Below are 25,938 nucleotides of genomic sequence, written 5' to 3' on the forward strand. Positions count from 1 at the left end.
CTCCACCTGAAGGCGGGGGAATCCCACGGCACCGCGCCGCTGGATTGGGATATTACGGTTTGCAGTCTACCACTTGTTCCTGCGGTTGGAATCCGCTGGACAAGTCATGAAGGTAGACTCCGGGCTGTGCCAACGGTAGCGGGTAGCGTTGCGATAAGGAACGAGGCGGTCAAAAGATCGAGTGGTCTATGCTCAGTTTCGATCGCCTCACCGACGATAGCGGTTGTATCGAGTTAGAATTTCTGGAGCGAGAGGCGACACCCGAGCCAGCGATGAAGCTCGGTATCCGACTCCATTTGGCTGGACTATCACTTTCGGATACCGTCTCAATTCTTGAAATGTTGGGTGTCAATCGCCATCGAAGCACCGTGCATCGATGGGTTCAAAAGGCCGATTTACAGCCGACAGACGGTGCTGATCCGAATCACGTTGCGATCGATGAAACGGTGATTCAACTGAATGATGAACGATATTGGCTGTACGCTGCTGTCGATCCCGATACCAACCGCCTGCTCCATGTTCGGCTCTATCCGACGAGAAACACCGCAATCACCTCGATGTTTCTCTCGGAATTACGTGAGAAACATCAAGTTGGCGACGCAGTCTTTCTCGTCGACGGTGCACTGTGGCTGCAGGCGGCTTGCCACCGTCACGGGCTCCGATTCCAGCATGTTACATATGGGAATCGGAACGTCGAACGTGTCTTCCGTGAAGTAAAACGACGAACTAACCAGTTTTCAAATACGTTTAGCCACGTCGAACCGAGTACCGCTGAAAATTGGTTACAAGCGTTTGCCTTCGCATGGAACCAGCTTATAAAGAGCAAGGAGAATACCCGTGCCTTTAGGCGCGAGTATTCTCCTCGAATTTCTATAAATAGCGTTCCCGTCAGGTTTAGGGGCTCAAGAGATCAAATGTCTCATGGCCGGCCATGGTAAGAGTGGCAGGTAATTGAATAGGAGAACCAGTGAGGTGGACATATTGCTATCCGAGATTCGTAAACTGACCGCAGTGAAGGTCGGTATTCTGATGGCTGTAGATGCTGCTGAATCAACTGAGCGTGTGTCTACTATAGTTGAACAGAGCGAATACCCGCGACCGACTGTTCTCCGCAATATGAAAAATATGGAGATCGACGGGTGGATTCAGAGCATACAAGAACAGGAAGAAGACGTTCTGATCACGCTTACTGGAACGGGCAAAAATCTCGTTGAATTGATCGAATTCCAAAAAAAAAATTGGATGGGGCTCCGAACGAGATGAGTGAGAGCTGATCACTGAGTACACGATGCATCCGGTAGCCCTGTTTCAACCCCGCCCACGGTGGGGCGGGGAATCCGCCTCGCTACCTGGTTTGAACCGGTGGCCGGTCGCCCGCCCACAGTTCTGACAGTCGAGTTCCTGTGTCGTCGGTACCGACGACACCTGGCGATCAGCCGCGGCCTCGCCAGTAGATTCGGTCAGCACCATCGCTGGAACCAGCCACACCGCGTCGTCGGCGTCGTCGAGGACCTCAGTGGGCCGTGACGCGTTGCGGATGCCGTTCCCTCGATGGTCATAGAGGCGCATCGGGGGCTGCTGCTGGTGCGCCGTGTCTCCCTGCCCGTGCCACCCAGTCCGGTCACGGGAGGAACTGAGAAGCCGCTCTCCCTCCTCTGACGACACCTGTACCGCGTCGGGGAGTGAGGGCCATTGTTCGGCCAGCTGGCGCTCCGGCGCCTCGTCGAGATCGTAGATGAGCGTATTGTCGTCGACGGCCGGCTCCGCCTCGCTAGCGGAAAGGAGGTTCGCCGCGGCACCGCCCTTCGCCACGGCGCCGTAGAACGTGGTCGACTCGACGACCAGGTAGGTGATGCCGAGGAACGTCGTCGACGCTGACTCGTTCGTGCTAGTGGCGTCACTTCCGAGATGGTTGGTGAGGCAGAACCGGCATTTCGTCTGGCCGTCCGGGACTGACATCCCACAGGACTGGCACTCGCCGTCGGTTACATCGGTAGCGAGGCGAAAGCCCACGGCTTTAGCCGTGGGATGAAGCCGACATGATATGCCACAAACCACATGACATAGGCAGGTTGTAATCCCAACGTTTAGGATATTCTATCACATAATGTACTGTGTGAGCGACCGGCCACAGCGAACGAATACCTACACTGCTGAAGCAACCAGCAACAGGTATCGGCAGTGTTTGTTCGACTGGCTGGCCGCCCACGCCCCGCTCTGGAATCAGATCACCTACCGACGCCGCCAAGCCTATTTCAGTGACGATGGCGACGTGTGGGACGCTGACTACACCGACCTGTACGACGAGTATGCCCCCATCCTTGGGAAAGCAACGTGCCAGCAGATCGCTCGCAAGAACAGTGAAGCGTGGCGCAGTCACTTCCGGTTGATTGACAAGTACCACGACGACTCCGGCCCGACAGTGACCGAGAAACCGTCACCACCGGGGTACTGGGGCACTCGTGATGAGGGTTACGAGTTGCACGGCCTCGTCCGCAATGACCTCTACACGTTCGACTGGGACGAAGACCGGAGTACACTCGAATTTGGCGTCGGTGACGTACTCGAAGACCGCTACGATTTCGAGCACAACGAGCGTGTCACGCTCGAAGTTCGGGGCAACCCGCAGTGGAACGGTGACGATAGCCGCTTGGAACTCATCTACGATGAACACGCTGCCCAGCTTCGTGTCCAGCATCCCGTTCGCATTCGACCAGACAATCTGCAACAACAGCGGAAGGATGCTTTCACTCACACACTCGACTCCGAGAACACGACGCAGGCAGCTGCTATCGACGTCGGTGCGAACAACACGTTGGCTGTTGTCACCGAAGGCGGTGAAACCGCTGTGTACCATGCTCGCCCAGAGTTTAATCGGTTCCAGAGCCATTCCGAGCGGATCGCTACACTCCAGTCAGAACTTCCAGAAGAAGAATATACGAGCCATCGCATCAAGCGGCTGTATGATGAGCGGTCACGAAAACGCAATCACAGCCGTGACGCGGCGGTGAAACACGTTACTGATTGGCTGCTTGAGCGGAATGTTGACACGGTGTATGTTGGTGACTTGGCCGATGTACTGGACACTCATTGGAGTACTGACGTGAACGAGAAGACTCACGCCTTCTGGTCACACCGACAGCTACTGGAGCGGATACAACTGACACTCGGTGATGTTGGAATTGCAGTTCCAGAAGTAAGCGAAGCCGATTCGAGTAGCGAGTGTCCCGAGTGTGCAAGTAGTGACGTGACGCGCAATGGCGATTCGTTCCGCTGTCACGACTGTGAATTGGATGCTCATAGTGACGTGGCAGGAGCGTGGAACATCTTGCAGTCTGCAGTTGGGCCGATGGCCCGGCCTGCTGCCCTGTCTGCTGAACGCGGCAGGGACGCACCCCAAGAGGGGGCGTACTGGCAGTGGAACGAACACGACTGGATACCCGCCGATTTTGGGGAACAGTCGCGTTCGCCTGACCAACCCAGCCTCAGCAAACCCGCAAGTTGACAGCCGGGGTAATCGACTGGTTGGATTACCCACGGAGGAATCCCACGGCTTCAGCCGTGGGAGGAGGTCAACGTCGGCGCATCGGGGGAGCCACCAGAGATCGCCGCGACGCGTTGCCATCGGGGGTCATCTTCACACCCGTCGTCCAGCCTCGTGTCCGGAATGTGGGACGCCTCGCCGGTCGGTCGCAGTTCCTCGAAATCTAGATGGCGATCACGCATCGATTGGTGCGTGGTTTGTCCCGGATTCGTATTTCCACGTCAGGGCCAGTCGTCCGCTCCATCTCCCTCTTGAGCGTACTTCATGAACTAAGCTATGCAAACATCTTATACTTCATGAGCAAGTAGACAGGAGTAGCAACTGGGGATCCTCATGAGCAGTAACGACACCAAGCACGTTCAAACTGAACTGAACGAGGACGAATACGAACGCTTCCGCGAGTTTGCGAGAGAACACGGACTCTCGTTGAAAGAAGCCGGCCACGAGGCCCTCATCGAATGGATCGAACGCCAGCAGCAAGCCGACCCCAACGACCCGGCGTTCACCGTCCTCGACGACCTCAAGGACGAATCCCTTCCAGCGTCGGCGGCGACGGACGCCCGTGACGAAGACGATCTCGTCGAGGAGTGGGACGGCAACGACGAATCGTTCACGCTCGCCAACGATCCATCCGCCGAGCCCTGACCGCTGATGGCAGAGCCAGTCGAGACCCCAATCGGGACGGTCACAGCCGAGCATTTCCGTCCAGGCTACGTCCGTCATCAGGTCGTCGTCGGCCCGAAGTTCCTGTACGCGCTGTTCAACCCCCAAGATCAGATGCACGCAGTCTCGCGGGCGTTCATGGCGTTCGTCCGCGACGGCGACCTCCCCTATCGTCGCCTCATCGTCAACGATCACATCGTCGACGAGGCAGCAACCCGGATGAAAAAACAGGTGTCGATGCGGAACGCCGCGTCATTCCTGACGACGCTGGATGAGAGCACGCTCTATCAGTTCGAATCCGTCTCCGAGGATGTTTTTGATGCCGCCAAAGCGACGTTCGTCGAGTGGACGGATCTGGATGCGTCATTCACTGACTTCGTCGTCGCCGCACACATGGACGAGCTGGATGTCGATCATATCCTCACCTATGACCAGCACTACGATACCTTCGACGTGACAACGCTTCCGTATCGCAATCAGGGCTAAAGGTGTCAAGCATGTCCGAATCCCCTCGAGATGGAGTCCTGTCGTGGGATGAATCGATGAGCGCCCGCGACCGCATTCGTGTGGTCGCCGAGACGCTCCGCGAACCCCGGTCGGTCAACTGGATCAGCGAACAGGCCGACGCCGCTTGGAGTACGACCAACGAGGGGCTCCAGGATCTCGTCGACCAGGACCAGCTGCGTCGCGTCGAGGCCGGCGAGACCACGCGTTATGTGATACAAGGAGAATACCCGCGCCTTTAGGCGCGGGATGAATCCGACAACACGGAGTCAATCGACGTTACAAGAGCCACTGTGAGAGTTGGCGATGCGTAGCTTTAATTGACAGACAGCCCTCCATATAGGTAGGACTCGGTTGGGAATAGAGCGATTCCCACCACCCCTACGATGGCGGTCTGTCCGCCCCAAGCAACCAAGCAATAATCGGAACCAGTCTAGTGAACGGTCGGTTCCTATAATGAACCGATGCAGTGCCCGACTGCTGTAAGCAGCAACAAGTAACTCCGAGTCCGCTGAAGTCTGCTGGACTCCCTGAGGCAAAAACAACTCTGGGAGTCCATACACGACCGAGGATAGGAGTACCGGGGGCTTGGCACTCCCAGCAGTCCCACCCGCTACAGTCCGTGAGCATCCCAACGGATTCTTACCGGTTGGATGCTCGGTGGAACTGCAAACCTGAAATCTCCAACGCTCAGGATTCCTCCGCGTGAACGCGGAGGAGGATGTCAATCGAAAACGAGATATGTATTGGGCGTGGATGACAACCACCCGGCACATACTCAGATAGGATGAATGGATTGATTCGCCGGTATCTGGTCGTCCTCTTCCGATTTCTGCCCTTCGCGCTGGCGTTTCTCCGTGACCGGCGACGGTTCATCCTGTTCGGCTCACGAAGGCAAGTCGCTGACGAGAAACATCGCCAGCGAGCCGAGCAGATTCGCGATACGATGCTCGAACTCGGACCGGCATTCATCAAAGTCGGGCAGGTCCTCTCGACACGCCCCGATATCGTCCCACCAGTCTATGCTGACGTTTTCGGAACCCTTCAAGATGAAGTTCCCGAAGATGCGGGGGGAGATCCGAAGCAGGTCGTTGACGAAGCACTTGGCGACGAACTCGATCGGTCGACGCTCGAACCAATTGCCGGTGGCTCGCTCGCGTACGTGTATACTGCCGACTATCGTGATGAGCGAATCGCACTGAAAGTACGACGTCCTGGACTGAAACCCGAGATCGAGCGTGACCTTCGGGTCGTCCGCGGACTGATTCCGCTGGTGAGCCTCTTCGCGAGCGAACGCCAGCAATATTCGATCGAAAACGCCGCCGCCGACTTCGAGGACATCATCTTGAACGAGTTGGATTTCGATCGAGAAGGGGCGATCATGGCTGACATCAGGGAGAACTTCGTCGACGACGATCGAGTCGTCATCCCTGACATCTATGAACACCTGTCCTCGGAGCGCGTGCTGGCGATGGAGTACCTGACCGGCCGGAAAATAACCGACGACGACGCGTTCGACGATGTTGACGTGACGCCACACGAGATGGCAACACGGATCATCGAGGTCTATCTGAAGATGGGTCTCGTCGACGGGGTGTTCCACGCTGATCCCCATCCGGGCAACCTCGCTGTCACTGATGCCGGTCGTCTGCTACTCTTCGACTTTGGGATGAGCGAACGCCTCCCAGCCACCGGTCAGGAGGACATCATCGGGCTCTATCGGGCGCTCGTCCGTCGCGACGTGGACGACCTGGTCGACGCGCTCATCGCACTCGACGTCCTCGAACCACACGTCAATCGTGCCGAGGTCAGCCGGGTTCTCGAACTCGTCATCGAGAATCTCGAAGGCCGATCGGAGATCACCTGGCGGATGATCATCACGGAGTTGACGACAATGCTTCGAGATTTCCCGTTTCGTATTCCGCCGGACGTGATGCTACTCATTCGGGTCGGGACCGTCGGTGAAGGCGTCTGTCGACAGCTTGATCCCGAGTTCGACTTCCTCGCAGTCGTGCGTTCCTTCCTCGTCGAGCAGGGACTCATCGAGAGCGAACTCGATGCAATCATCGAAGAGACGTGGACAGACATTCGCCGATCGCTCCCTGCTCTAGCACGAGTCCCGTCCCGATTCGATCGAACGTTGTATCGGCTCGAACGCGGCGAGCTGGTCGTCCGTACGGAGCCTGTTGGTGGACACAGGATGGGTGATCACGATCTCGGATATGCGGTGCTCGCCGGAGCGCTCGTCGTGGCAGCAGCGATTCTGACGTTTCACGATCAACCGTACGAGCTTCCTGTCCTTGCCGTCGCAGCCGGCTTTCTCCTCGTCTATCTTGTTCGGCGTCGGCTATCATGACATCGGGATTCGGGGGTTACTAAACGAGCAGGCATCGGATTCAATTCTCCGTGTGCAGGATTGCGAATCCGCCTGTATCGTGGGAACTGACCTGCTACACTATACCAGCTCCCACCGTTGGTAGACGGGAGGCGCTTCACAATGGACGCATTTGTCATGAAAAGGGTCGGTGAAACCGGATTCGCGGATAAAGACGTACCGGAAGCCGGCCCAATGGACGCCGTCATTCGCCCGACAAAAGGACTCGTGTGCACGTCAGACGGTCGCGTTAACTTTGGCGTGAGTTGTGCCGGACGGCGAGGGCTTTGAGCCACGATTCTGCTGTCTGCGGTTCGACATGGCTGAAACTAGTTGCGAACGATGAGGTTCGTCGTTCTATCTCCCAAAAGACACGTTCGATGGCATTCCGATTCCCGTGTGAAATCATCTGGAATCGGTACCCGTCTTCGTCGAGGACGTTCACTAGATAATCGGCGTCATCGACGAGAAATTCGACGCCATCTAGCCGATATCGTCGATGAAGCTCGGTCAGAAACCATCGCGTCGTCTGTTTCGTCGTCGCTGGAAACAGCCTGAAATGCAGGATTTCGTTCGTTTGGGGATCGACGGCACCGTACAGCCAGTAGTCGTCACCGTTGATGCGGATCACTTTCTCGTCGACCGCGAGTTGATCCGCACTCACCGTCGAAACCGGCTGTAGCTCGGCCTTGTGCACCCAGTTGTGAACCGCGACGTGACTACGTTTGACTCCCAACTCATCGAGAAACTGACTGGCATCCCTTGTTGACATACCTGCGAGATGACACCGGATACCCACTTGAATCGCCCACTCGGGAGTCCGCTTTCGCTCCACAAACGACAAGTCGATCCACTCGATACACTTGCTGAGGCGTTCGGATTCTGCCATAGACACTCAGAAATCGAACGCCTCATCCTCTAACTTAACGCGACCCGCCGAACTCCCGGAAACCTTATATTATTGCTTTCCGTCTTAGTCCACGCAATGGCGACAGGTACGGTTGCGTTCTTTAACGACACTGGCGGTTACGGGTTCATCGAGACCGAAGATTCCGACGAAGACGTGTTCTTCCACATGGAGGACATCGGCGGCCCGGACCTCGAAGAGGGACAGGAAGTCGAATTCGACATCGAACAGGCCGACAAAGGCCCCCGAGCGACCAACCTCCAGCGACTGTAGGTCCGGGCACCACCCGACCGCTCGAACGGCGCTGGACGAGCACTTCCTTTTTCACCCACCCGAAGCCGCCGCTACAGCGTCCCGTCCGCCGCCCGCTCTCGCACGGTCGCCGCCCGCTCCCTGATCGCCTCGTACGCCGATTCGGACTTCCGGTCGACGTGACTGTACATCAGTCCCATCCGCCCGGTTCCACGGAGGTGGTCCTCGTGGTCGTCGAGGAAGTCCCAGTACAGCGCGTTGAACGGGCAGGCGTCCTCGCCCGTGGTCGCGTCCACGTCGTACGGACAGTCCGCACAGTGGTCGCTCATTCGGTCGACGTAGCTGCCCGAGGAGACGTACGGTTTCGAGGTGAACGCGTCGGTGGCGAACGTCCCCATTCCGAGGACGTTCGGCGTCGTCACCCAGTGATAGGCGTCGACGAAGCCGAAGTGGAACCACTCGTTCAGCCGGTGTGGGTCCGCGCCGTACAGCGTCGCAAAGTTCGACAGCACCATCAGACGCTCGATGTGGTGGGCGTAGCCGTCGTCGTAGACGTGCGAGACCGCCTCGTCGAGACACCGCATCCGCGTCCCCTCGCCGTCGTAGAGGGGAGGGAGGTCCCGCGAGCGGTCCAGGAGGTCTCCTTCGGCCAACTCCGGCATCGTCCGCCGGTAGACGTGGCGCATGAACTCCCGCCAGCCGAGAACCTGCCTGACGAAGCCCTCGACGCTCGCGACGGGCGCGTCGCCGCGGTCGTAGGCTGCCACGGCGGCGTCGATTACCTCCCTCGGGTGGAGCAGACCGAGGTTGAGCGACGACGAGAGGAGCGAGTGGGCGAGCGCCGCCTCTCCGCCAACCATCGCGTCTTGGTACGGGCCGAACTCGGGGAGCCGATGGGTGACGAAGTGGTCGAGGGCCGTCAGCGCCTCGTCGCGGGTGACGGGCCAGTCGAACCTCTCGGCCCGCCCCCAGGTGTCGAACCGATCGGTCACCCAGGCGAGCGTCTCCCGGGTCAGGGCGTCCGGTTCGAACCGCGGGACCGGCGGCGGCGACCAGTCCGACGGCGGTGTCTCTCGGTTCTCCTCGTCGTAGTTCCACCGTCCGCCCACGGGGTCGTCGCCGTCCATCAGCACGTCCTCTTGGCGGCGCATCCACCGGTAGAAGTCCTCGTGGCGGAAGTCGTCACCGTCGTGCCAGTCGTCGAACGCCGCGGGCGAGCGGAGGAACCGGTCGTCCTCCACGAGCGTCAGCGATCCGCCGCGGGCGTCGACGAGTTCGTGCAGGCGCTCGCCGGCACCGTGGCTCGGGGGCTCCATGAGTCGAAGGTCGTCGCCCGGATACGCCTCGAAGTGGTCGTCGAGACCCGCTCCGAACGTCTCCGCCCGGCGGTACGCCACCTCGTACCCCGCCTCGCGCAGTCGGTCCCGAGCGTGGCGCATCGCGGCGAAGACGAGCGTGAGCTTCTGTGGGTGGTACGATCGACGGTCGGCGAAAGCCGTCGCCTCGATCAGCAACACCCGGTCAGCGCCGTCGAGGACGTCGCTCTCCGGGTGGAGTTGGTCGCCGAGGAGCCAGACGGTCATGGTCGCCGTTCGAGCGGGACCGGGAAAACGGTGTGCCCGACACCCTCCACGGGTCGGGGGCGCGTCGGCGGCCCGTCGTGGAGTCGCTCGTCCGAGTGGGTTAGAGCAGCCCACCGCCCGACCGAACCGCTTCCAGATCGTCGATATACTGCTGCTCCGTGCCCTCGCGGTCGCGATACGCGCGTTCGACGTAGCCGTCGGCGTTCACGAGGAGGACGAGTCCGATGTGGGTGAACATGTACCCCTCACCGTCTTTCGGTTCGTCCCGTTCGAAGGCGAAGCCGAACTCCGATTCGAGGACGGTCTCGGCTCGGTCCGGACCGTCCGGACGCAGGAAGTGCCAGTTGCCGGCGTCCAGGTCGACGTTCATCGCCTCCGCGTACTCGCGGAGACGACCGGCCGTATCGCGCTCGGGGTCGAACGTGATCGGGTAGAGTCCGATCCCGTCGGCGTAGTCGTTCCGGACGCTGTGTATCTGTACCTCGCGGAGCGCGGAGACGAGGCGCGGACAGATGCTGTTGCAGTTCGAGTAGAAGAAGCTCACCAACATCGGTCGATCCACGCCGTGCAGGTCGATCGACTCCCCGGTCAGCGGATCGGGGAGGCTCACGTCCGGAATCCGTTCGCCCCACGCGGGGTAGGCGAGCGCCTCGCTCGTCACCCCCTCCCTCCGCTCGGGTTCGCCGAGCGTGGTGTTCGGGTCGCCACCGCCGAGGCAACCGGCCACCGCACCGACTGCCGTCGCGCCGAGCGCACCGAGATACGTCCGTCGGTCCATATCCGTCGTGACGATACGGACCCGATGCTCAAAGCGCGTCTGGTCCGGCCGTCGAAGCTGTTCAGACGAGGCCGAGATACCGGAGCGACGCGACGGCTTGGGCCAGTCCGGCGAGGATCATGGCGACGCCGGCCAGTCGCTGAACGGTTCCGATCCGCTCGCTCCACGCCCGGACTGCGTCGCTCCCGACGGCCGCGAGGAGCGTCGTGCCGGTCAGGGGGAGCGCCGCCGCCGCGGCGTACCCCCCGACTGCGACGGCCGCTTGCAGCGGTCCGAGCGTGAGCGCCTGGGTGAACACGCCGACGACGACCGGGACGACACAACCCGCGGCTGCGAGGGCGTATCCCCCGCCGAACACGGCCGCCCCAGTGACCGACGCACGACGCTCCGGTAACCGGATGTGGAGACCCGGCGTCCGTCCGGTCGAATAGAGGACGCCCAGACCGACGAGCACGGCGCCGGCCAGTGGTTCGAGGAGTGTCAGGCGCCGAACTAGCCTCCCACCGACTGCGAGCAGGACACCACCCGCCGACGCGAGGACGGCGACGGCTCCCGCCGAGGCTGCGAGGCCACGGATGGCTGCCCCGCCCACACCACCGTCGGCCGTCTGGAGGGTGTAGCCGACGTATCCCGGCAGGAGCGGGTAGGCACAGGGGGCGAAAAACGTCGCGAGGCCGGCACTCACCGCGAACGCGAGCGTCCCGGCGACGGACGCGTCGGTCACGACAGGACCGAGGCGATCCGTCGATCCAACGTCTCGGTGGACGCGACACCCCCGTGAGACCACGCGATCGATCCCGACGCGTCCGTGACGGCGAGATAGGGGAGGCCGTCGGCACCGAGCGCGGCCAGCAGGCTCCCGTCGGGGTCGTGGCCGAGCGCCCAACGGCCGTCGTTGTCGCGCCACCACGCCCGCAGGGCCTCCCGATCGAGTCCACCGCCGAACCGTTCGTTGGTGACCGAGACGAACGCCACGCGGTCGGCGTAACGATCGTGCACCGCTCCGAGCGCGTCCATCTGCCGGACACAGGGCTCACACCACGTCGCGAAACAGTCGACCACGGTGGGGGTCCCCGTCGCCGGCACGGACGCACGCCCGGCCGTCGATCCGGTGGCGTCGACGGTCGACACCTCGACCGGGAGACGGCTCTCGCTGCCCGTCCCGAGGTCGATCGTGTCGCCGCCGATGACGGCACTCCCGACGAAACCGACACCCACGAGGCCGGCGAGGAGGTGGCGGCGGCCAAGCGTCCGACGAGAAGTCGGATCGTCACTCATCGGCCCGACCTTCGGAGTCGGCGGTCTAAGCGTTCATGGTGCGTCCATCGAAAGCTACCGCTGAGCCTCGATCGCGGCGGAGATGGCGTCGTACGTCGGCTCGACGAGTCGGTCGCCGACGAACACGCCCGGCGTCCCCTCAACCCCGCTGTCGAGCCCCGACTGTCGGTCGGCCTCCAACACCGGGCGGTAGGTCTCGTTGACCGCGTCGGCCTGGATCGCACACCCCGGCGCGCCCACGTCCTCGGCGAGGTCGGTGATGAGCGCCGGCGAGAAGTCACCCTGGTTCTCGAACAGCGCGTGGGCGTACTCGAAGAAGGCCTCGTCGCCGACCTCGTCCTGCACCCCGCGGGCGGCGCTCCCGGCCTGCCACGACCACCGTTCGTCGACCGGGATCGGGAAGTCGTGGTGCTCGAACCGGATCACGCCCGGTTCGACGTACTCCGACCGGAGTTCCGGGATCACCTCGAGGCTGAACGTCGCACAGTGGGGACAGGAAAAGTCCTCGAACGCCGCGACGGTCACGTCGGGGTCGTCCGGTCCCAGCGTCGGTGCCGGCAGTTCGGCCACCGTCGGTTCGTCGCCGGCGTCGCAGTCTTCGGTCCCGCCACCGCCACCGCCGCCGAGACACCCCGCCGAGAGCCCCGCGAGACCGGCCGTCGCCGCGAGATAGGCGCGTCTGGTGCGTTCCATACGGTCGGATCGGGGCGGGCCCGACTTATCCCTCTCGGTCCTCGAGTTCGGCCGCGTCGAACGCGGCCTCGGCCGGCGAATCAGGGCGTTTTTATGCGCTCCGGCGGAAGGTCGTGGCATGAGCTTCGAGAAAGAGGACGAAGTCGTACTCCACGACAAACACAGCGAGTACGACGGCGAGGCGGGGACGATCACACAGGTGATGGAGACGATGTTCGGCGACGCCACGTACACGATCAGCTTCGAGGACGGTCAGGAGACCGGCGTTCCCCAGGACGCCCTCGAACGCGTCGACGACACGGACGACGAGTAACCCGCTGCCCGCACCGTATGTCGAGTGTCCCCTTCCACTACGTCGATCTGCGGACGTTCTGTTACGCCACCGAGGACGAAAAACGCGTCGAGGGGGCACTCCGGACCTACCTCCCCGAGGAGTACGAACTGGAGCGCCAGGTGACCGAAGGTCACCACGGCGACCGGATCGCCATCCTCTCGGCGCGACTGGAGAACGCCGACGACGTGCGGTACGTCCTCGACCGACTCGTCGACCTCCCCGACTACGAGGCGTTCGTCGACGAACTCGACGACCGGGTCTCGGAGGACTGCTCGCTGTATCTCACGCTGGACAAGCAGGCCGCCTTCGGCGGCGAGGTTCGACAAGGGGACGGCATCACCCTCCGCGGGAAGGTCGAGGCCTACCCCGCGAACCGCGAGGCCGCCGTCGAGAACGCCCGCGAGGCGTTCGAGGCCGCCCGCGACTAATACGGTCTATTGTAAGTCAGTACCGGTGGGTCGCCAGAACGCCCCGGCGACCCACCGGTAAACAGTTACAACAAATCCGTATAACCCAGGAGTTCGACCACGCGGTCCGCGCCGACGAAGCCGTCGTCCAGTCGGTCGGTCGGCGTCCCGTCTTCGAAGACCACGAGCGTCGGCACCCGCGTGATGTCGTAGTCCTCGATCAACGCCGGGTCGCCACGCGGGTTGACGAACGCCACGGGCACACCCGTCTCCTCGGTGACGAGTCCGAGCACCGGTTCCATGGCACCGCAGGCGCTACAGCCGGCGGTGTAGAACTCCACGAGCGCGCGGTCGTGAGCCGCGACGAACCGGTCGAGGGCCGCCGCGGTGTCGAGGCGAACGGGCGTCGGCGCGTCGGTCGTCCGGGTGTCGGTCACGCCGACCGATACGTGCTCCGGGCGGGTGAACCGTTCGGCGTCGTTCCCGTCACTCGACGCTCGGGGCGTCCTCGTCGCTCCGTCCGGGGAGGAGCAGTTCGACTTCGAGTTCCGGGTCGCCGACACCCTCGAAGTCGATGTCGAGTTCGACCGGTTCGCCGAAGGCGAAGGGGAGTTCCCACTCGTCGTCGGCGATAGTGAGGTCGTCGCCGTCGCGAAGTCCTTCGCCGAGCGCGATCAGGAACTCGCCCGCCTCGGTCGCGCCGAGTCGGTACTCCCGTTCGAACTCGCGTCCCGTTCGGATGGTCGTTCGCTCCTCGTCCGCGTCGGTGGGTTCTGACATCGTGTCCAGAAGGGGGTCCGGCCACATAGCCCCCTCGGTTCAGTCCGCCCCGACGCGGCATCCCCGCCTCCGACGGCCCCGTCCGTTAGGATGGCGTGACTGCCGGCGCCGTCAGGGCCACTTGATCCCACAGCCCCGCGAGGGACCGGGGTCGAGGTCGACCGCCTCGCCCGCGCGGACGGCGTCGATGGCCTGCCGGACGTAGAACTCCGTCGCCTCCTCGTCCGGGCCGAGGGCGTCGTCGAGGCGGCCGTGGTACGCCAACCGGTAGGTGTCGCCGTCCCGCCGGAAGAGGAAGGGGTCCGGCGTACAGACCGCGCCGTACGCCCGCGCGACGTCGGCCGTCTCGTCCCGGAGGTAGGCGTCGTAGGCCACCCGTCCCTCCTCGACGAACGCCCGCATCTTCTCGAAGGAGTCGTCGGGGTACTCCTCGGCGTCGTTGGCGTTGATTCCGACGACCGTCACGTCGTCTTCGGCGGCGATGTCGTTCAACAGGTCGAACTTCGCCTGTGCGTACGGGCAGTGGTTGCAGGTGAACACGACGAGGAGGGCGTCGGTATCGAAGTCCTCGAGCGTGTACGTCTCCCCGTCGACGCCGGGAAGTTCGAACGCCGGTGCGGGGTCGCCGTCCGCGAGGTCCGAGTCGGACTCTGGGAGCGCCATACCCGCGGTAGCGCCCGGGCGGTGAAATACTGTGGGTCGGCGGCAACGGAGTGTGCAAAAGATTTTTATAGAACCGCTCACAAGCATCCGATGCAATCAGGGTGATCAGCGATGGCCCTGCCGACCGATCCGACAAGTTCGTGGCTCCAGCGCACAGGGTTCCCGAATCAGTTGTTCGAACTCGGGAGCAACGACTACGAACTGTACGAGGAGGACGACGAGTTCGTCCTGAGCGTCGAGACGCCGGGGTTCGACCCCGCGGAGATCGACGTCACTTGGGACGAAGGCGTCCTCAACGTCGCCGCCGAGCGCGAGGACCAGACGCGCGGCGAGCACCGGACCTACCACCGACGGTTCCGCTTCCCGAAGACCGTCGACGACGAGGAGATCGGTGCTAGCTACAACAACGGCATCCTCGAGGTCCGGCTGCCGGTGGTGACGACCGCGACCACCCGAGGCAAGCGGATCGAGATCGAATCCTGAGGCCTCGGTGTAACGGTCGACGCGTCGAACGGCATCCTCGATTATTCGACCGAGACGAGGTAGATCCCGAGCATCGCACACCCGATCCCCGCGACTTTTCTGACCGTCAGCGACTCGTCGAGGAAGGCGATTCCCACGACGGAACTGATCACGAGGAAGGTCCCGAAGATGGGGACCACCGCGCTCACCGGGCCGAGCGAGAGCGCGCGGTAGTACGCGAGGATGCCCACCGCGAGGAAGATCCCGGCCAGATAGAGGTACGGTGCCTTCGGGTGGCCGAGATGCGAGGCGACCGACTGTCCCTCGTAGAGGACGACGGCCACGGTGGCGAGCAACAGGATCCCGTTGGTGATGAGTGCGGCGACGAAACTCGGCACCTTCGGGTCGCCGGTCGTCGCGAAGCCGACCAGCGGTGCGACCGCCGAGTACGCCACCAGCGCCACCAGCGCCCACTGGACATAACCCATGCACGGTATCGGGTCGAGTGGACAGTATAGGGTTTCGGTCCCGGAAACCACCACGAACCTCCGGTCGTCAGGACGGGGGCGGGGTCTCCGCCCAACCACGGGCCGCCGGTCACTCGCCGATCCACACCGAGGCGAAGGCGTCGAAGAAGTCCTCGTCGGTCGCCACGAGCGCGTGTGTCACCCGGAGCTTCTGTGCGCGCTCGGCCACGTCGCCGACGAACGCGTCGACCCGCTCGCGGTACCGGTCGGCGAGCCTACCGCCGAAGTACGTCCGCCGGGTCAGGTCCGACTCCACGTCCTCGAATATCGTGTCGCCACCGACCTCCGGATCGAGTTCCGCCGGCGAGAGGGTCTGGACGAGCACCACCTCGTTGCGGGCGAGCGACGCCACACCCGTCTCCAACCCGTCGAGATCACCGATACAGTCGGTGACCACGACGACCAGCGACCGCGACCGTATCGACGCCGCGTACGCTTCCAACGCCGACTCGAAGTCCGTCTCGCCCTCGGGGGTCGTCTCGTTGAGGCGGTCGACCAGCGCCAACACCTCGCCACGCGTCGACTTGCCGGTGTCGATGCGCTCGACCCGGTCGGTGAACAGCGAAAACCGGAAGTCGTCGTGTTCCTCGGCGGTGAGGTAGGCGTAGCCGAGGCCGAGTTTCGCGCCGAACTCGAACTTGTTGTGGTCCCCCTCCCCGAAGTCCATCGACGCGCTCGCGTCCAGGAGGACGTGGACCGTGAGGTTGCGCTCCTCCTCGAACTGCTTGATGAAGTACTCCTCCGTGCGGGCGTAGAGCCGCCAGTCGATCAGGCGGGTGTCGTCGCCCGGTGAGTAACGCCGGTAGTCGCTGAACGTCAACCCCTCGCCGACGCTCGGCGACTCCCGCTCGCCCTTCTTGATCGCCGTCGTCTGCTGATCTAGCGACGCCCCGAACCGATCGAGTTCGTCGAGGAAGTCGGGGTCGATCATCTCAGGTCTCGTCCACGAGCGTCGCGATCACGTCGTCGGCCGTCAACCCCTCGCGTTCCGCCCGGAAGTCGAGTAGGATGCGGTGACGCAACACCGGGGGCGCCATCTCGGCGACGTCCTCCCACGAGACGTGGTTGCGCCCGTGGAGGAACGCCCGCGCCTTCGCCGTGAGGACGAGCCCCATGCTCGCCCGCGGACTCGCGCCGAACTCGACCGTCTCGGCCTCGCGGGTCGCCCGGACCAGTTCGATCGCCCGGTCGCGCACGTCGTCGGCGATGGGCATCTCGCGGACGAGCGATTGGATCTGCTGGATCTCCGACCGCGTCACCACCGTCTCCACCGGCGGGGTCGACTCCGACCCACCCCCGGTGTAGAGGTTCACGATGTCGCGTTCCTCCTCGGCGGAGGGGTAATCGAGGACGAGTTTCAGCAGGAAGCGATCGGTCTGGGCCTCCGGGAGCGGGTAGGTGCCCTCCTGGTCGATCGGGTTCTGGGTCGCCAACACGAAGAAGGGCCGCGGGAGGTCGTACGTCTCGCCGGCGGCAGTTACCTGCTTCTCCTGCATCGCTTCCAGTAGGGCGGCCTGGGTTTTCGGCGTCGCGCGGTTGATCTCGTCTGCGAGGACGACGTTCGCGAAGATGGGGCCCTTCTCGAAGACGAACTCCCTGTTGCCGCCGGACTCCTGGATGATCTCCGTCCCCGTGATGTCCGAGGGCATCAGGTCGGGCGTGTTCTGCACCCGCGAGAAGTCGAGGTCGGTCACGTCCGCGACGGTTCGAACCATCGTCGTCTTCCCCAGTCCGGGGTTGCTCTCCAGCAAGGCGTTGCCGTCCGCGATGATGCAGACCAGCAGGCGTTCGAGCACGTCGCGTTGCCCGACGATGCGCTTGCCGACCTCCTCGCGGACGTCGCCCAGTCGTTCCTGTAACGCGTCGACGTTGTCGTTCATGAGTCGTCGGTCTCCTCCCGGATCCGTAGGTTGTACTCGCGGATCAGTTCCGCGTCTTCGAGTCGCTCGCGCTCCGAGAACCCCGCACGCTGGCTCTCGACCGTCCCTGAGTCGTCGAACCCGCTGTCGTCGTAGGCGGCGGCCGACTCGGTGTCGACGTCGCCGCTCCCGGCACCCTCGGTATCGACCGACGCGTCGAGGTTCTCCTCGCCCTCGGGCACGTCCTCCGGTTCGCCGAGGATCGACGACCCGTCCTCCAGCCCGGTGTACTCCGTGTCGGTGCCGCCGTCCGGTTCGGCCTCGGGCGCTCCGCCGACGCCGCCCGCGAGCGACACGTCGACGACGGCGAGTTGGATCGTCGCGATGCTGACGGCCGCGACGACGACGACTGTCACCGCGACCCGCCGGAGGTCGAGCAGACCGATGCTGGAGGCCGCCCGCAGGTCGTCGAGGACACTCTCGTAGAGACGGAGCGCCATCCGGGAGCGGCCCTCGCGGTTCACGGTGTCGCGTGCCGTCCGGAGCGCCTCCCGTAACTCGGGGTTCGCGGCCTCGAACTGTTCGACGAGCGGCCGGCGCACCCGCCACGCGACTTCGGAGACGAAGACGACGAGGCCGACGGCGAGGCCGACGACGACGCCGCTCGCGACCGTCGGGTCGGCGGGCGCGACGCCCGCCGATCGGAGCGCCGACAGCACGGCGTCGGGGAGCGGCAGGCGCGCGGGGAGCTCGGGAACCCCCGTGACCGTCGCGACGAGGTTCACGAGCAGCGTCGCGAGCGTCGCGTCGACGACGGCGTAGATGACTGCCACCTTCCACCCCTCGCGGCGGATCTGGGCGAGGGCGCGGCGGATCTTGCGCTCTTCGGGTGGGGGATCGGCGGTCTCACCGTCGGATGGTGTCGTCTCGGACATCGTCAGTTACACTCCGGCGGCGGGTCTTCGAACTCGGCACACACCGACGCGAGGTCGCTCTCCGTCTCGTCGAGTCGGTCCCGGAGACGGTCGTTCTCCGCTTGCAGGTTCTCGTTCGACTGCTCTAGGCTACTGATATCGGACTCCAAGTCCGCCACCTGATCGTTCAGGTCGTCGACGTCGGCCTGCAGGTCGTCACGCTCGTCACGCAGGTCCGCGTTCTCGGATTCGAGGTTCCCCACCTCGGATCGGAGTTGGTCGTTCCGGGTTTCGAGTTCGTTCGTCCGCTGTTGTAACTCCTCGACCTGGTCGCGGGCCGACTGGAGGTCCTGCCGGGTCGACGCGAGTTCCTGCTCGGTCGACTCCAGTTGCCCCTCCGTCTCTTCGAGGTTCTCGGACACCTGCCCCACGTCGCTCCGGGTGGTCTGCAGGCTCTCGTTGAGCTCCTGCAGTCGCTGGCGGGTCTGCTGGAGGTCGCTCTCGGTCGATCGGAGGTCCTCCCGCAGGCGTTCGTTCTCCTGGCGGAGTTGGCTGTTCTCCGTGTCGAGGTCCTCGACCGACTCCTGGTAGTACAGCGTCGCGCCCGCGGTGCCGGCGACCGACAGGCAGATCAGGAGGGCGAGGGCGAGGTTGATCGATCGGCCGATGAGGCTCATGGGAGACCGCTCTCACTCCTCGTTCGGCCGTTGTACACTTGAAGCCGCCGGACGATCACTTCGGTCAGAAAGAGGAGGAGCGCGGCCGTCAACAGCGCCCAGTCCCAGGACCGTCGCACGTCGCGCACCCGGGTGGACCGTTGGCGGGCGAACTCCGCGATTTCGGCGGCGTCGCCGCGGTCGAACTGCTTGCCACCGGTCGCACGCACGGCGTCGGCGAGCGCCGTCGACGTGCCGAAGCCGGCGTACTCCGCCGGGTAGTTCGCGGCGTAGGTCGCGCCCGCAGCCGTCTCGAAGCCGACCGAATCGGGGGTCGTCCGTGCGCGGTAGACGCCCTCGTCGGTGGCACCGAACGAGAGGTCGGTCCCCTCGGGTGGCGCGGCGCCGCGGTAGACGACCGTCGTCGACTCCCCGACCCGCGTGTCGGCCACGTCGGTGACGCCCGTCGCCTTGCGCTCTGGGTCGCCGATGGCGTAGTTGACCGACTTGGTGACCAGCAGGGAGTCCGGCTGTCGGAGCAGGCCGTCGAGTCCCCCGCCCTCCTCGTAGGTCGTGATCGTGGCGACCCGGCCGAGGCCGTACCGCCACGAGGCGGCCGCGGGGGTACCGTCCGGTCCGGCGACGAGGAAGTTCGCGCCCGGACGCATCGACACGTCGTTGGCGCGGCCGGGGTTCGACTCCAGCGTGACGCCGCTGGTGACGAAGTGCGAGGAGTCGACGACGGTGAGCCCCTCGCCCTCGAACTGCCGGCTCCCGCCGCCGAACAGGAGGCGCAGGCGGTCGGTCTCGTCGGCCCGGAAGTAGTTGCCTCCGGACTCCTCGGCGATTCGTCGGAGAACACCCTCGTTGACGTTTCGCCCCGCGCCGACGGCGATCACGCGGATCCCCTGTCGACCCAGCGCGTTCGCCACCACCGCCGACCGACTCGCGGTGTCGCCGCCGTCGCTGACGAGGATGACCGTTCCCCGCTGCCCGCCGAGCATCTCCTCGGCCCCCCGGAGCCCGTTGGCGATGTTGGTCGCGCCGCCGGCCTGGAGACGACGGATTCGATCCTCGATGTCCCCCCGCCCCTCGCTCAGTTGCACGGGGTCGGCGACGCTGTAGGCTCGCTGGTTGAACCCGACGACGCCGACGGTGTTGTCGTCGTCGAGTTGCGAGAGGGCGTCGAGCGCGATAGCCTTCTGGATCCGCATCCCGTCGCCGGCGCTCCCCGAGACGTCGATCAGCATGACGATCCGTGCGCTCCCCGGGCTGGACTCGCCGAACGTGACCGGGAGCATCGAGGCGACCGAGGAGTTGGCGTAGTTTCCGTTCTCGAAGCTGTCGGGGCCGCCCGCCATCAACAGCCCTCCGCCGTCGATGACGAACCGCTGGAGTTCGTCGACGTTCCCCATGTCCCCGGCGGCGACGTTCTGGACGACGACCGCGTAGTAGGGATCGAGGTTCTCGGGCACCGACTCGGCGGTCTCGACGTCGTACAGTTGGCCCAGATACTCCCGGAGCGGGTACTCGCCGCGGGAGACGTACAGCACGCGGGGCTGATCGACGACTCGGACGGTCTTGCGCGCCACGTCGTTGACCTCGAACTCGTCGTCCCCGTCGATTTCGGCCGTGATCCGGTGGTCACCCGTCGACTCGAACGTGTGAGAGACGGGGACGCTCCCCGTCCCCTCGGCGATCCGCTCGCTCGCCACCTGCTGGCCGTCGACGGAGACGGTCACTTCGACCGGGTCAGTTGCCTGCACGCCCGAGACCTGCACCAGGAACTGGCTCTCGACGCCGACGCTCGCCTTGCTCGGACCCGAGAGGGTGACGTACCGTTCGGTTCGCGTCGGCTCGGCGGAGACGGCGCTGATCGTGGCGTTGACCGACCGGGCGAACTCCGCCGTCTCGGCGAGGCTCCGCCCGCCCGTGACACGACCGTCGGAGACCACGACGACCGAGCCATTCTCGCGGACGTTCGCGGCGACGCCGTCGCCGATCCGGGAGTCGGTCCCCTGCCCGATCGTCGAGACGGTCACCGGAACCCCCTCCGCCTCGACGTCTTCGGCCAACTCCTCGGCGACCGCCGGCGAGACGGCCGTGCTGTCCGAGCGATCGACCAGCATCGACACGCTCGGATCGCCCTGCGTCTCGGTCGTGACGACGGTGAAGGGGCCGGCAGCCGAGACGACGATCAGCGTCGCGACGACCACCCTGGCGGCGAGCAGGAGCCGTCTGCTCCGCCGCGAAGCCGTCCCCGAGGCACGGTAGCGGACCAAGAGAACGAGCGCGGCGACGGCGACCGGCAACGCGAGCAGCGCCGCCGGGCGTTCGAGGCCGACGACCGTCCCCTCGACGGTCGTCCGGACCGACAGGAGCGCCCACATCACAGATCACCCCGGCGACGGAGATACGCCACCTCGCCGACGACGGCGAGCAACGCGGCCAGCGCGACGAGGGGAGTCAGCGGACGGGGTACCTGTCGCTCCTCCTCCCGCGCCCGGACGCCGGTCACCCCTTCGCGCTCGTCGAGCGACGCCGCGGCCACCTCCGACTCGGTCGCGCTGTACAGCGAGACGCCGAGTCGTCGGTCGTCGCCGACGGCGTAGAACCCGGCCCGATCGAGCGGGACCGCCCGAGCCGAGACGGTGCCGTCGGGTGTCCCCACCTCGGTGGCGTCGTCGAACCGGAGGGTCGATCCAGTCTCGCGGTTCAGGGCGTCGAGTGACTCCCGGCCGGCCAGGTAGAAGGTCGCCCGCTTCCAGAAGACGGGGTACTGGTAGTTGAACCGAAAGGGGTCGTCACCCGCGACGTAGCCGTAGTAGAGCACGCGTCCCGCGTCGCGCCTGTCGGTCGCGACGACCGGCGTTCCGTCGCCGGTGTCGACGAGGGCCGTGCCGGACCGGAGCGAGCCCTGGAGGTAGCGCTCCGGCGGCGGGAAGTCGATCCCGCGAGTGAGTTCGTCGTTCGCCACTCGACCGATCGAGGGGTTGGTCCCGACGCCGGTCGGCGAGAGGAGGAGGAGGTCGCCGTAGGTCTCGGGCGGCGACTCCTGTGCCAGAACGCCGACGCCGCCGCCCGCGTCGATGAGGTCCCGACCGGCCTCGACGTTGCCACGCAGGAGGCGCTCTTCCTCCAAGTCGCTGTAGAGGATCACGTCGTAGTCACCTTCGACGGTCGTCGGCGGCGCATCGACGGTGAGTCGCACCTCGTCGATCACCGAGAGCGCGGTCGTGAGATACCGGCTCCGGTCGTTCGTCAGCAACAGGACGTCGACCGTCGGGTCGGACGGGGCGGCGACGTAGGCCACGTCGTCGGTCGGAAAGGAGTCGCCGGGTGTCAGCCGCGCCTCGCCGCCGCCGGCGGGGACGGGCAAGGTCACCCGCTCGACGCCACCGGGATCGAGCGTGACCGAGCGACTGCGGCCACCGAGGGCGACCGACCGGGTCGCCGACTGGTCGCCGAAGTTCCGCACCGAGAGCGTGACGTTGGAGCCCGAGAAGGAGCGGTCGACGATGCCGACGTTGTCGTCGCCGCCGCCGGCGAACTGCCGGAGGTCGACCCGCAAGTCGCGGGCGCGGGCCGACTGTACGGCGTCGGTCCAGCCCGCGTCGTCGGCGAAGTCACTGAGGACGACGATCCGAGCGTTCTCGCCGGCGATGGAGGCCGCCTGCGAGATGGCCCCACCCAGGTCGGCCGGCGTCTCGCTCACCGCCAGGTCGTCGAGCGTCGCGGCCACCTCCCCGTCACCGCCCGACCGGAGGGCGATCCGGTTCTCGCTCCCGGCGAAGACGACGGAGTTGGTGCCGGTGGTCACGTCGCGGGCCGCCGCCGTAGCCGCGTCGAAGCGGGTTCCGCTCCCCGTCTCGACACCCATGCTCGCACTCCCGTCGAGGACGATGACCGTCTCCTCGACGGTCTGGCTCTCCGAGACGGTGACGTAGGGTCCGGCGAGCGAGACGGCGAGGGCGACGATGACGAGCAGTTGCAAAAGCAGGAGGAGGCTCCGCTTGAGCCGTTCGAGCAGGGGATTTGCCGCGTCCTCACCTTCCTCGTCAAGCAGGTATCGGAGGGTCGGGAGTTCGACCCGCCGGGGGTCGGGTTGGACGAGATAGAGGAGGATCACGGGGACGACCGCGAGCAGGGCCAAGAGCCCGAGGGGAGAGAGGAAGGCGTCTGCGAGGGCCATACCCGCTACACGGCGTCGCCGCCCATCGTTCTTTCGACGCCCGAAGTGTCACCTTCGTTCGGGACGGATACTGACGCGTAAGCAAACCCTTTCACGCAGGGCGCCAACGGAATCGTATGGCCGACAAGCTGGAACTACTCGACATCCTCCTCGACGACGCCCGCGAGAGTTCGGACACCATCGCGCGGCAACTCGGCTGCTCGGAGTCGGAGGTCGAGGCGATGATCGAAGACCTCGAAGACGAGGGTGCGGTGCTCGGATACCAGGCGGTCGTCGACTGGAGCCACGTCGACCGCGACCACGTCGAGGCCGAGGTGGAACTCAACCTCGAACTCGACCGTGAGACGAAGTACGCCGACGTGGCGGGTCGGATCGCGAAGTTCGACGAAGTGACGGCGCTCCGACTGGTTTCGGGTGACTACGACTTCGACGTGACCGTCGAGGGCGACTCGATGCGCGACGTCTCCATGTTCGTCTCCGAACAGATCGCGCCGATCCCCGAGGTGACCCAGACGGTGACTCACTTCGTGATGAACACGTACAAGAACCGCGGCCTGGAGTTCACCGACCGCGACGAAGACGACCGGTTGTCGATCTCGCCATGAAGCTGTCCGATCGCGCCGAATCGACACCGCCCTCGGGCATCCGCCGGTTCTTCGAACTCGCCGAGGAGATGGACGACGTGATCTCGCTTGGCGTGGGCGAACCCGACTTCACCGCGCCGTGGAAGGCCCGTGCCTCCGCCATCCACTCGCTGGAGCGGGGCCAGACCTCCTACACCACCAACCGGGGGATGTACGAACTCCGGGAGGCGATCTCGGAACACGTCCCGCGGTACGGACTGAACTACGACCCCGAAGAGGAGATCCTGGTGACGACGGGGGCGAGCGAGGCTGTCGACTTGGCGCTCCGCGCGCTGGTCGATCCCGGGGACGCCGTGGCGATCCAGTCGCCGGCGTACATCTCCTACGGCCCGGGCGTGCGTTTCTCCGGCGGCGACCCCCTCCCCGTCTCCACCCGGGCGGCGAACGACTTCGTGCTCACCTACGACGACCTCGAACGCGCCGGTGCCGCCGACGCCGAGGTGTTGATGATCTGTTACCCGAACAACCCGACGGGCGCGACGGCCAGCGAGTCGGAACTGGCCGAAATCGCCGAGTTCGCCCGCGAACACAATCTCACGGTGCTCTCCGACGAGATCTACGCGGGGCTCACGTACGAGGGGGAGCACTCCTCGATCGCGACACAGCCGGGGATGCGCGAGCGAACCATCGTCTTCAACGGCTTCTCGAAGGCGTACGCCATGACGGGCCTCCGTCTCGGCTACGCCCTCGGGCCACCGGAGGCCATCGACGCGATGAACCGTATCCACCAGTACACGATGCTCTCCGCGCCGACGACGGCACAGCACGCCGCCCTCGAAGCCCTGCGGTCCTGTGACGACGACGTGGCCGAGATGCGCACCCAGTACAACCGACGGAGACAGTTCGTCATCTCCCGGTTTCGGGACATGGGGCTGGACTGCTTCGAGGCGACCGGCGCGTTCTACGCCTTCCCCGAGGCACCCTACGACGACGAGCAGTTCGCGGAGGACCTCCTCCACGATCAGGGCGTCGCCGTCGTCCCCGGGCGGGTGTTCGGCGAGGAGGGCCACGGCCACCTCCGCGTCTCGTACGCGACCGGGATGTCCGATCTGAAGGAGGCGATGACCCGCATCGAGGCGTTCCTCGACGGTCGGTGACCGTCGCCACCTCCGAATATTAGCGCTGATTCTTCGACAAGAAGTATTATTGGCAGCCGTGCCGTCGCACCGATCGATGGTTGCGGGTGGCGGGATGGGTCCCGACGACGACGGTGCCAGTTTCGCACACGCGCTAGCGACGCTGAAAGAGCAGGGGAGCGCACTCCTCGTCGTGGGGTCGGTCCCGGAGGAGATGTTCGCGGAGGCGTCGGCGACAATGCTCGGCGATCCGAACGCCGATCCGCCGCGGCGACGCCTCGTCGTCACGTCGGAACCGGGGCGCGAACGGGCACACCGACGGCTGCGGGACACGGGGCCGCTCTCCCCGGAGTACGCCCGACTCGTCACACGGGGCGAGCGCGCCCGGAGTGCGGACGCGGGGCCCGACGGGGACGGATCGGGACCGGGGCCGGGGTCGGGAGCGGTCCCCCGGACACACGTCGTCGACGGCCCACTCCACGAGGTCGGCGCGACGGTAGCCGAGGTGATCGAGGAGTTCGACCTGTTCGCCGGTGGGCTGGCCCCCGCCGAGTTCCGCATGGCGTTGGACTGTCTTCCGACGCTCCTCTCGGAGTACGGCCGCGAGACGGCGTTTCGATTCCTCCACGTCGTGGCCGCCCAGGTTCGGTCGGTCTCCGGGATGGTCCACGTTCGCCTCCCCCGGGAGCCGTCGTCGGAGGTCGTCGGGCTGTTCCAGCCGCTGTTCGACGCGGCGGTCGAACTCCGGATCGACGGCTCGACGCTCGACCAGCGGTGGCGGTTCCGGGACCGCGACCTCGTCTCCGACTGGCTCCCGGTCGGCGGCGTAGAGGACGCGTGAGCGGAGG

The 25,938-nt window shown here is 64.9% G+C and carries 28 protein-coding genes and 3 pseudogenes; 14 read left to right on the plus strand and 17 right to left on the minus strand.

Annotated elements, in window-relative coordinates; genetic code table 11:
- Nucleotides 1-188 precede the first annotated feature (188 nt).
- A pseudogene (locus NBT81_RS09610) lies at nucleotides 189-818 on the plus strand (IS6 family transposase); the annotation flags it as partial.
- Nucleotides 819-972: 154 nt separating this feature from the next.
- Nucleotides 973-1,263 (plus strand): hypothetical protein, encoded by a 291-nt coding sequence (locus NBT81_RS09615; RefSeq protein ID WP_338737951.1) that lies wholly within the window; start codon nucleotides 973-975, stop codon nucleotides 1,261-1,263.
- Nucleotides 1,264-1,308: 45 nt separating this feature from the next.
- On the opposite strand, the pseudogene NBT81_RS09620 reads toward NBT81_RS09615, so the two are convergent.
- Nucleotides 1,309-1,992, minus strand: a pseudogene (locus NBT81_RS09620) (hypothetical protein); the annotation flags it as partial.
- A 124-nt stretch (nucleotides 1,993-2,116) separates the two neighbouring features.
- On the opposite strand from NBT81_RS09620, the gene NBT81_RS09625 reads away from it, so the two are divergent.
- The 5 genes and pseudogenes from NBT81_RS09625 to NBT81_RS09645 all read left to right on the plus strand — a co-directional run bounded on the left by NBT81_RS09625 (nucleotide 2,117) and on the right by NBT81_RS09645 (nucleotide 7,067).
- Nucleotides 2,117-3,505, plus strand: a complete 1,389-nt coding sequence (locus NBT81_RS09625; RefSeq protein WP_338737953.1) for an RNA-guided endonuclease TnpB family protein — start codon at nucleotides 2,117-2,119, stop codon at nucleotides 3,503-3,505.
- Nucleotides 3,506-3,877: 372 nt separating this feature from the next.
- A complete protein-coding gene (locus NBT81_RS09630) occupies nucleotides 3,878-4,189 on the plus strand; it encodes a hypothetical protein (RefSeq protein WP_338737955.1) in 312 nt (103 codons plus the stop codon).
- Nucleotides 4,190-4,195: 6 nt separating this feature from the next.
- Nucleotides 4,196-4,693 (plus strand): type II toxin-antitoxin system VapC family toxin, encoded by a 498-nt coding sequence (locus NBT81_RS09635; RefSeq protein ID WP_338737957.1) that lies wholly within the window; start codon nucleotides 4,196-4,198, stop codon nucleotides 4,691-4,693.
- 11 nt (nucleotides 4,694-4,704) lie between these two features.
- A pseudogene (locus NBT81_RS09640) lies at nucleotides 4,705-4,950 on the plus strand (DUF7342 family protein); the annotation flags it as partial.
- Nucleotides 4,951-5,498: 548 nt separating this feature from the next.
- Complete coding sequence (locus tag NBT81_RS09645) at nucleotides 5,499-7,067, plus strand: ABC1 kinase family protein (protein ID WP_425498630.1); 1,569 nt, start codon at nucleotides 5,499-5,501, stop codon at nucleotides 7,065-7,067.
- A gap of 268 nt (nucleotides 7,068-7,335) precedes the next feature.
- Here NBT81_RS09645 and NBT81_RS09650 read toward each other — a convergent pair whose 3' ends face one another.
- A complete protein-coding gene (locus tag NBT81_RS09650; protein ID WP_338737959.1) occupies nucleotides 7,336-7,974 on the minus strand; it encodes an IS6 family transposase in 639 nt (212 codons plus the stop codon).
- A 96-nt stretch (nucleotides 7,975-8,070) separates the two neighbouring features.
- Here NBT81_RS09650 and NBT81_RS09655 point away from each other — a divergent pair, with 96 nt between their 5' ends.
- Nucleotides 8,071-8,265, plus strand: coding sequence for a cold-shock protein (locus tag NBT81_RS09655; protein WP_049938024.1), 195 nt, complete (start codon nucleotides 8,071-8,073; stop codon nucleotides 8,263-8,265).
- A 71-nt stretch (nucleotides 8,266-8,336) separates the two neighbouring features.
- Here the strand turns inward: NBT81_RS09655 and NBT81_RS09660 are convergent, their stop codons facing one another.
- From NBT81_RS09660 to NBT81_RS09680, 5 genes are all read right to left on the minus strand, one after another.
- On the minus strand, nucleotides 8,337-9,827 hold the full coding sequence (locus NBT81_RS09660) for a cryptochrome/photolyase family protein (protein WP_338737961.1): 1,491 nt from the start codon (nucleotides 9,825-9,827) through the stop codon (nucleotides 8,337-8,339).
- Nucleotides 9,828-9,927: 100 nt separating this feature from the next.
- Entirely contained in the window at nucleotides 9,928-10,605 is a 678-nt protein-coding gene (locus NBT81_RS09665) for an SCO family protein (protein ID WP_338737963.1), read from the minus strand.
- 61 nt (nucleotides 10,606-10,666) lie between these two features.
- Entirely contained in the window at nucleotides 10,667-11,329 is a 663-nt protein-coding gene (locus tag NBT81_RS09670) for a cytochrome c biogenesis CcdA family protein (RefSeq protein ID WP_338737965.1), read from the minus strand.
- Complete coding sequence (locus NBT81_RS09675; RefSeq protein ID WP_338737967.1) at nucleotides 11,326-11,883, minus strand: TlpA disulfide reductase family protein; 558 nt, start codon at nucleotides 11,881-11,883, stop codon at nucleotides 11,326-11,328. Before NBT81_RS09675 ends, NBT81_RS09670 begins: the two co-directional genes overlap by 4 nt.
- Nucleotides 11,884-11,937: 54 nt before the next feature.
- Nucleotides 11,938-12,576: a DsbA family protein gene (locus tag NBT81_RS09680; protein WP_338737968.1), complete on the minus strand. Its 639-nt coding sequence runs from the start codon at nucleotides 12,574-12,576 to the stop codon at nucleotides 11,938-11,940.
- A 118-nt stretch (nucleotides 12,577-12,694) separates the two neighbouring features.
- On the opposite strand from NBT81_RS09680, the gene NBT81_RS09685 reads away from it, so the two are divergent.
- Both NBT81_RS09685 and NBT81_RS09690 read left to right on the plus strand, forming a co-directional pair.
- A complete protein-coding gene (locus NBT81_RS09685; protein WP_338737970.1) occupies nucleotides 12,695-12,889 on the plus strand; it encodes a DUF1918 domain-containing protein in 195 nt (64 codons plus the stop codon).
- Between the two features lie 17 nt (nucleotides 12,890-12,906).
- On the plus strand, nucleotides 12,907-13,338 hold the full coding sequence (locus NBT81_RS09690; protein WP_338737972.1) for an RNA-binding protein: 432 nt from the start codon (nucleotides 12,907-12,909) through the stop codon (nucleotides 13,336-13,338).
- 65 nt (nucleotides 13,339-13,403) lie between these two features.
- Here NBT81_RS09690 and NBT81_RS09695 read toward each other — a convergent pair whose 3' ends face one another.
- From NBT81_RS09695 to NBT81_RS09705, 3 genes are all read right to left on the minus strand, one after another.
- Nucleotides 13,404-13,754, minus strand: coding sequence for a thioredoxin family protein (locus tag NBT81_RS09695; protein WP_338737974.1), 351 nt, complete (start codon nucleotides 13,752-13,754; stop codon nucleotides 13,404-13,406).
- Between the two features lie 49 nt (nucleotides 13,755-13,803).
- On the minus strand, nucleotides 13,804-14,097 hold the full coding sequence (locus tag NBT81_RS09700) for an amphi-Trp domain-containing protein (protein ID WP_338737976.1): 294 nt from the start codon (nucleotides 14,095-14,097) through the stop codon (nucleotides 13,804-13,806).
- A 111-nt stretch (nucleotides 14,098-14,208) separates the two neighbouring features.
- Nucleotides 14,209-14,760, minus strand: a complete 552-nt coding sequence (locus tag NBT81_RS09705; protein WP_338737978.1) for a thioredoxin family protein — start codon at nucleotides 14,758-14,760, stop codon at nucleotides 14,209-14,211.
- A 111-nt stretch (nucleotides 14,761-14,871) separates the two neighbouring features.
- Between NBT81_RS09705 and NBT81_RS09710 the strand changes: the two genes are divergently transcribed.
- Entirely contained in the window at nucleotides 14,872-15,243 is a 372-nt protein-coding gene (locus NBT81_RS09710; RefSeq protein WP_338737980.1) for an Hsp20/alpha crystallin family protein, read from the plus strand.
- A 41-nt stretch (nucleotides 15,244-15,284) separates the two neighbouring features.
- Here NBT81_RS09710 and NBT81_RS09715 read toward each other — a convergent pair whose 3' ends face one another.
- From NBT81_RS09715 to NBT81_RS09745, 7 genes are all read right to left on the minus strand, one after another.
- Complete coding sequence (locus NBT81_RS09715) at nucleotides 15,285-15,710, minus strand: EamA family transporter (protein ID WP_338737981.1); 426 nt, start codon at nucleotides 15,708-15,710, stop codon at nucleotides 15,285-15,287.
- Between the two features lie 109 nt (nucleotides 15,711-15,819).
- Nucleotides 15,820-16,680, minus strand: a complete 861-nt coding sequence (locus tag NBT81_RS09720) for a DUF58 domain-containing protein (protein ID WP_338737983.1) — start codon at nucleotides 16,678-16,680, stop codon at nucleotides 15,820-15,822.
- A gap of 1 nt (nucleotide 16,681) precedes the next feature.
- Complete coding sequence (locus tag NBT81_RS09725) at nucleotides 16,682-17,629, minus strand: MoxR family ATPase (protein WP_338737985.1); 948 nt, start codon at nucleotides 17,627-17,629, stop codon at nucleotides 16,682-16,684.
- Complete coding sequence (locus tag NBT81_RS09730; RefSeq protein WP_338737987.1) at nucleotides 17,626-18,543, minus strand: DUF7502 family protein; 918 nt, start codon at nucleotides 18,541-18,543, stop codon at nucleotides 17,626-17,628. Before NBT81_RS09730 ends, NBT81_RS09725 begins: the two co-directional genes overlap by 4 nt.
- A gap of 2 nt (nucleotides 18,544-18,545) precedes the next feature.
- Complete coding sequence (locus NBT81_RS09735; protein WP_338737989.1) at nucleotides 18,546-19,199, minus strand: chromosome partitioning protein; 654 nt, start codon at nucleotides 19,197-19,199, stop codon at nucleotides 18,546-18,548.
- Nucleotides 19,196-21,568 carry a VWA domain-containing protein gene (locus NBT81_RS09740; RefSeq protein WP_338737991.1) on the minus strand — a complete coding sequence of 791 codons (2,373 nt, stop codon included), beginning with the start codon at nucleotides 21,566-21,568 and terminating at the stop codon, nucleotides 19,196-19,198. The genes NBT81_RS09735 and NBT81_RS09740 overlap by 4 nt, the downstream gene beginning before the upstream one ends.
- Nucleotides 21,568-23,370, minus strand: coding sequence for a VWA domain-containing protein (locus tag NBT81_RS09745; RefSeq protein ID WP_338737993.1), 1,803 nt, complete (start codon nucleotides 23,368-23,370; stop codon nucleotides 21,568-21,570). Before NBT81_RS09745 ends, NBT81_RS09740 begins: the two co-directional genes overlap by 1 nt.
- A gap of 116 nt (nucleotides 23,371-23,486) precedes the next feature.
- On the opposite strand from NBT81_RS09745, the gene NBT81_RS09750 reads away from it, so the two are divergent.
- From NBT81_RS09750 to NBT81_RS09760, 3 genes are all read left to right on the plus strand, one after another.
- Nucleotides 23,487-23,975: an Lrp/AsnC family transcriptional regulator gene (locus tag NBT81_RS09750; protein ID WP_338737995.1), complete on the plus strand. Its 489-nt coding sequence runs from the start codon at nucleotides 23,487-23,489 to the stop codon at nucleotides 23,973-23,975.
- A complete protein-coding gene (locus NBT81_RS09755; RefSeq protein ID WP_338737997.1) occupies nucleotides 23,972-25,111 on the plus strand; it encodes a pyridoxal phosphate-dependent aminotransferase in 1,140 nt (379 codons plus the stop codon). The genes NBT81_RS09750 and NBT81_RS09755 overlap by 4 nt, the downstream gene beginning before the upstream one ends.
- A gap of 76 nt (nucleotides 25,112-25,187) precedes the next feature.
- Entirely contained in the window at nucleotides 25,188-25,931 is a 744-nt protein-coding gene (locus tag NBT81_RS09760) for a DUF7504 family protein (RefSeq protein ID WP_338737999.1), read from the plus strand.
- Nucleotides 25,932-25,938 lie beyond the last annotated feature (7 nt).

Origin of the sequence: Haloplanus sp. CK5-1 (genome assembly GCF_037201915.1) — an archaeon.
Taxonomy (GTDB): Archaea; Halobacteriota; Halobacteria; order Halobacteriales; family Haloferacaceae; genus Haloplanus; species Haloplanus salilacus.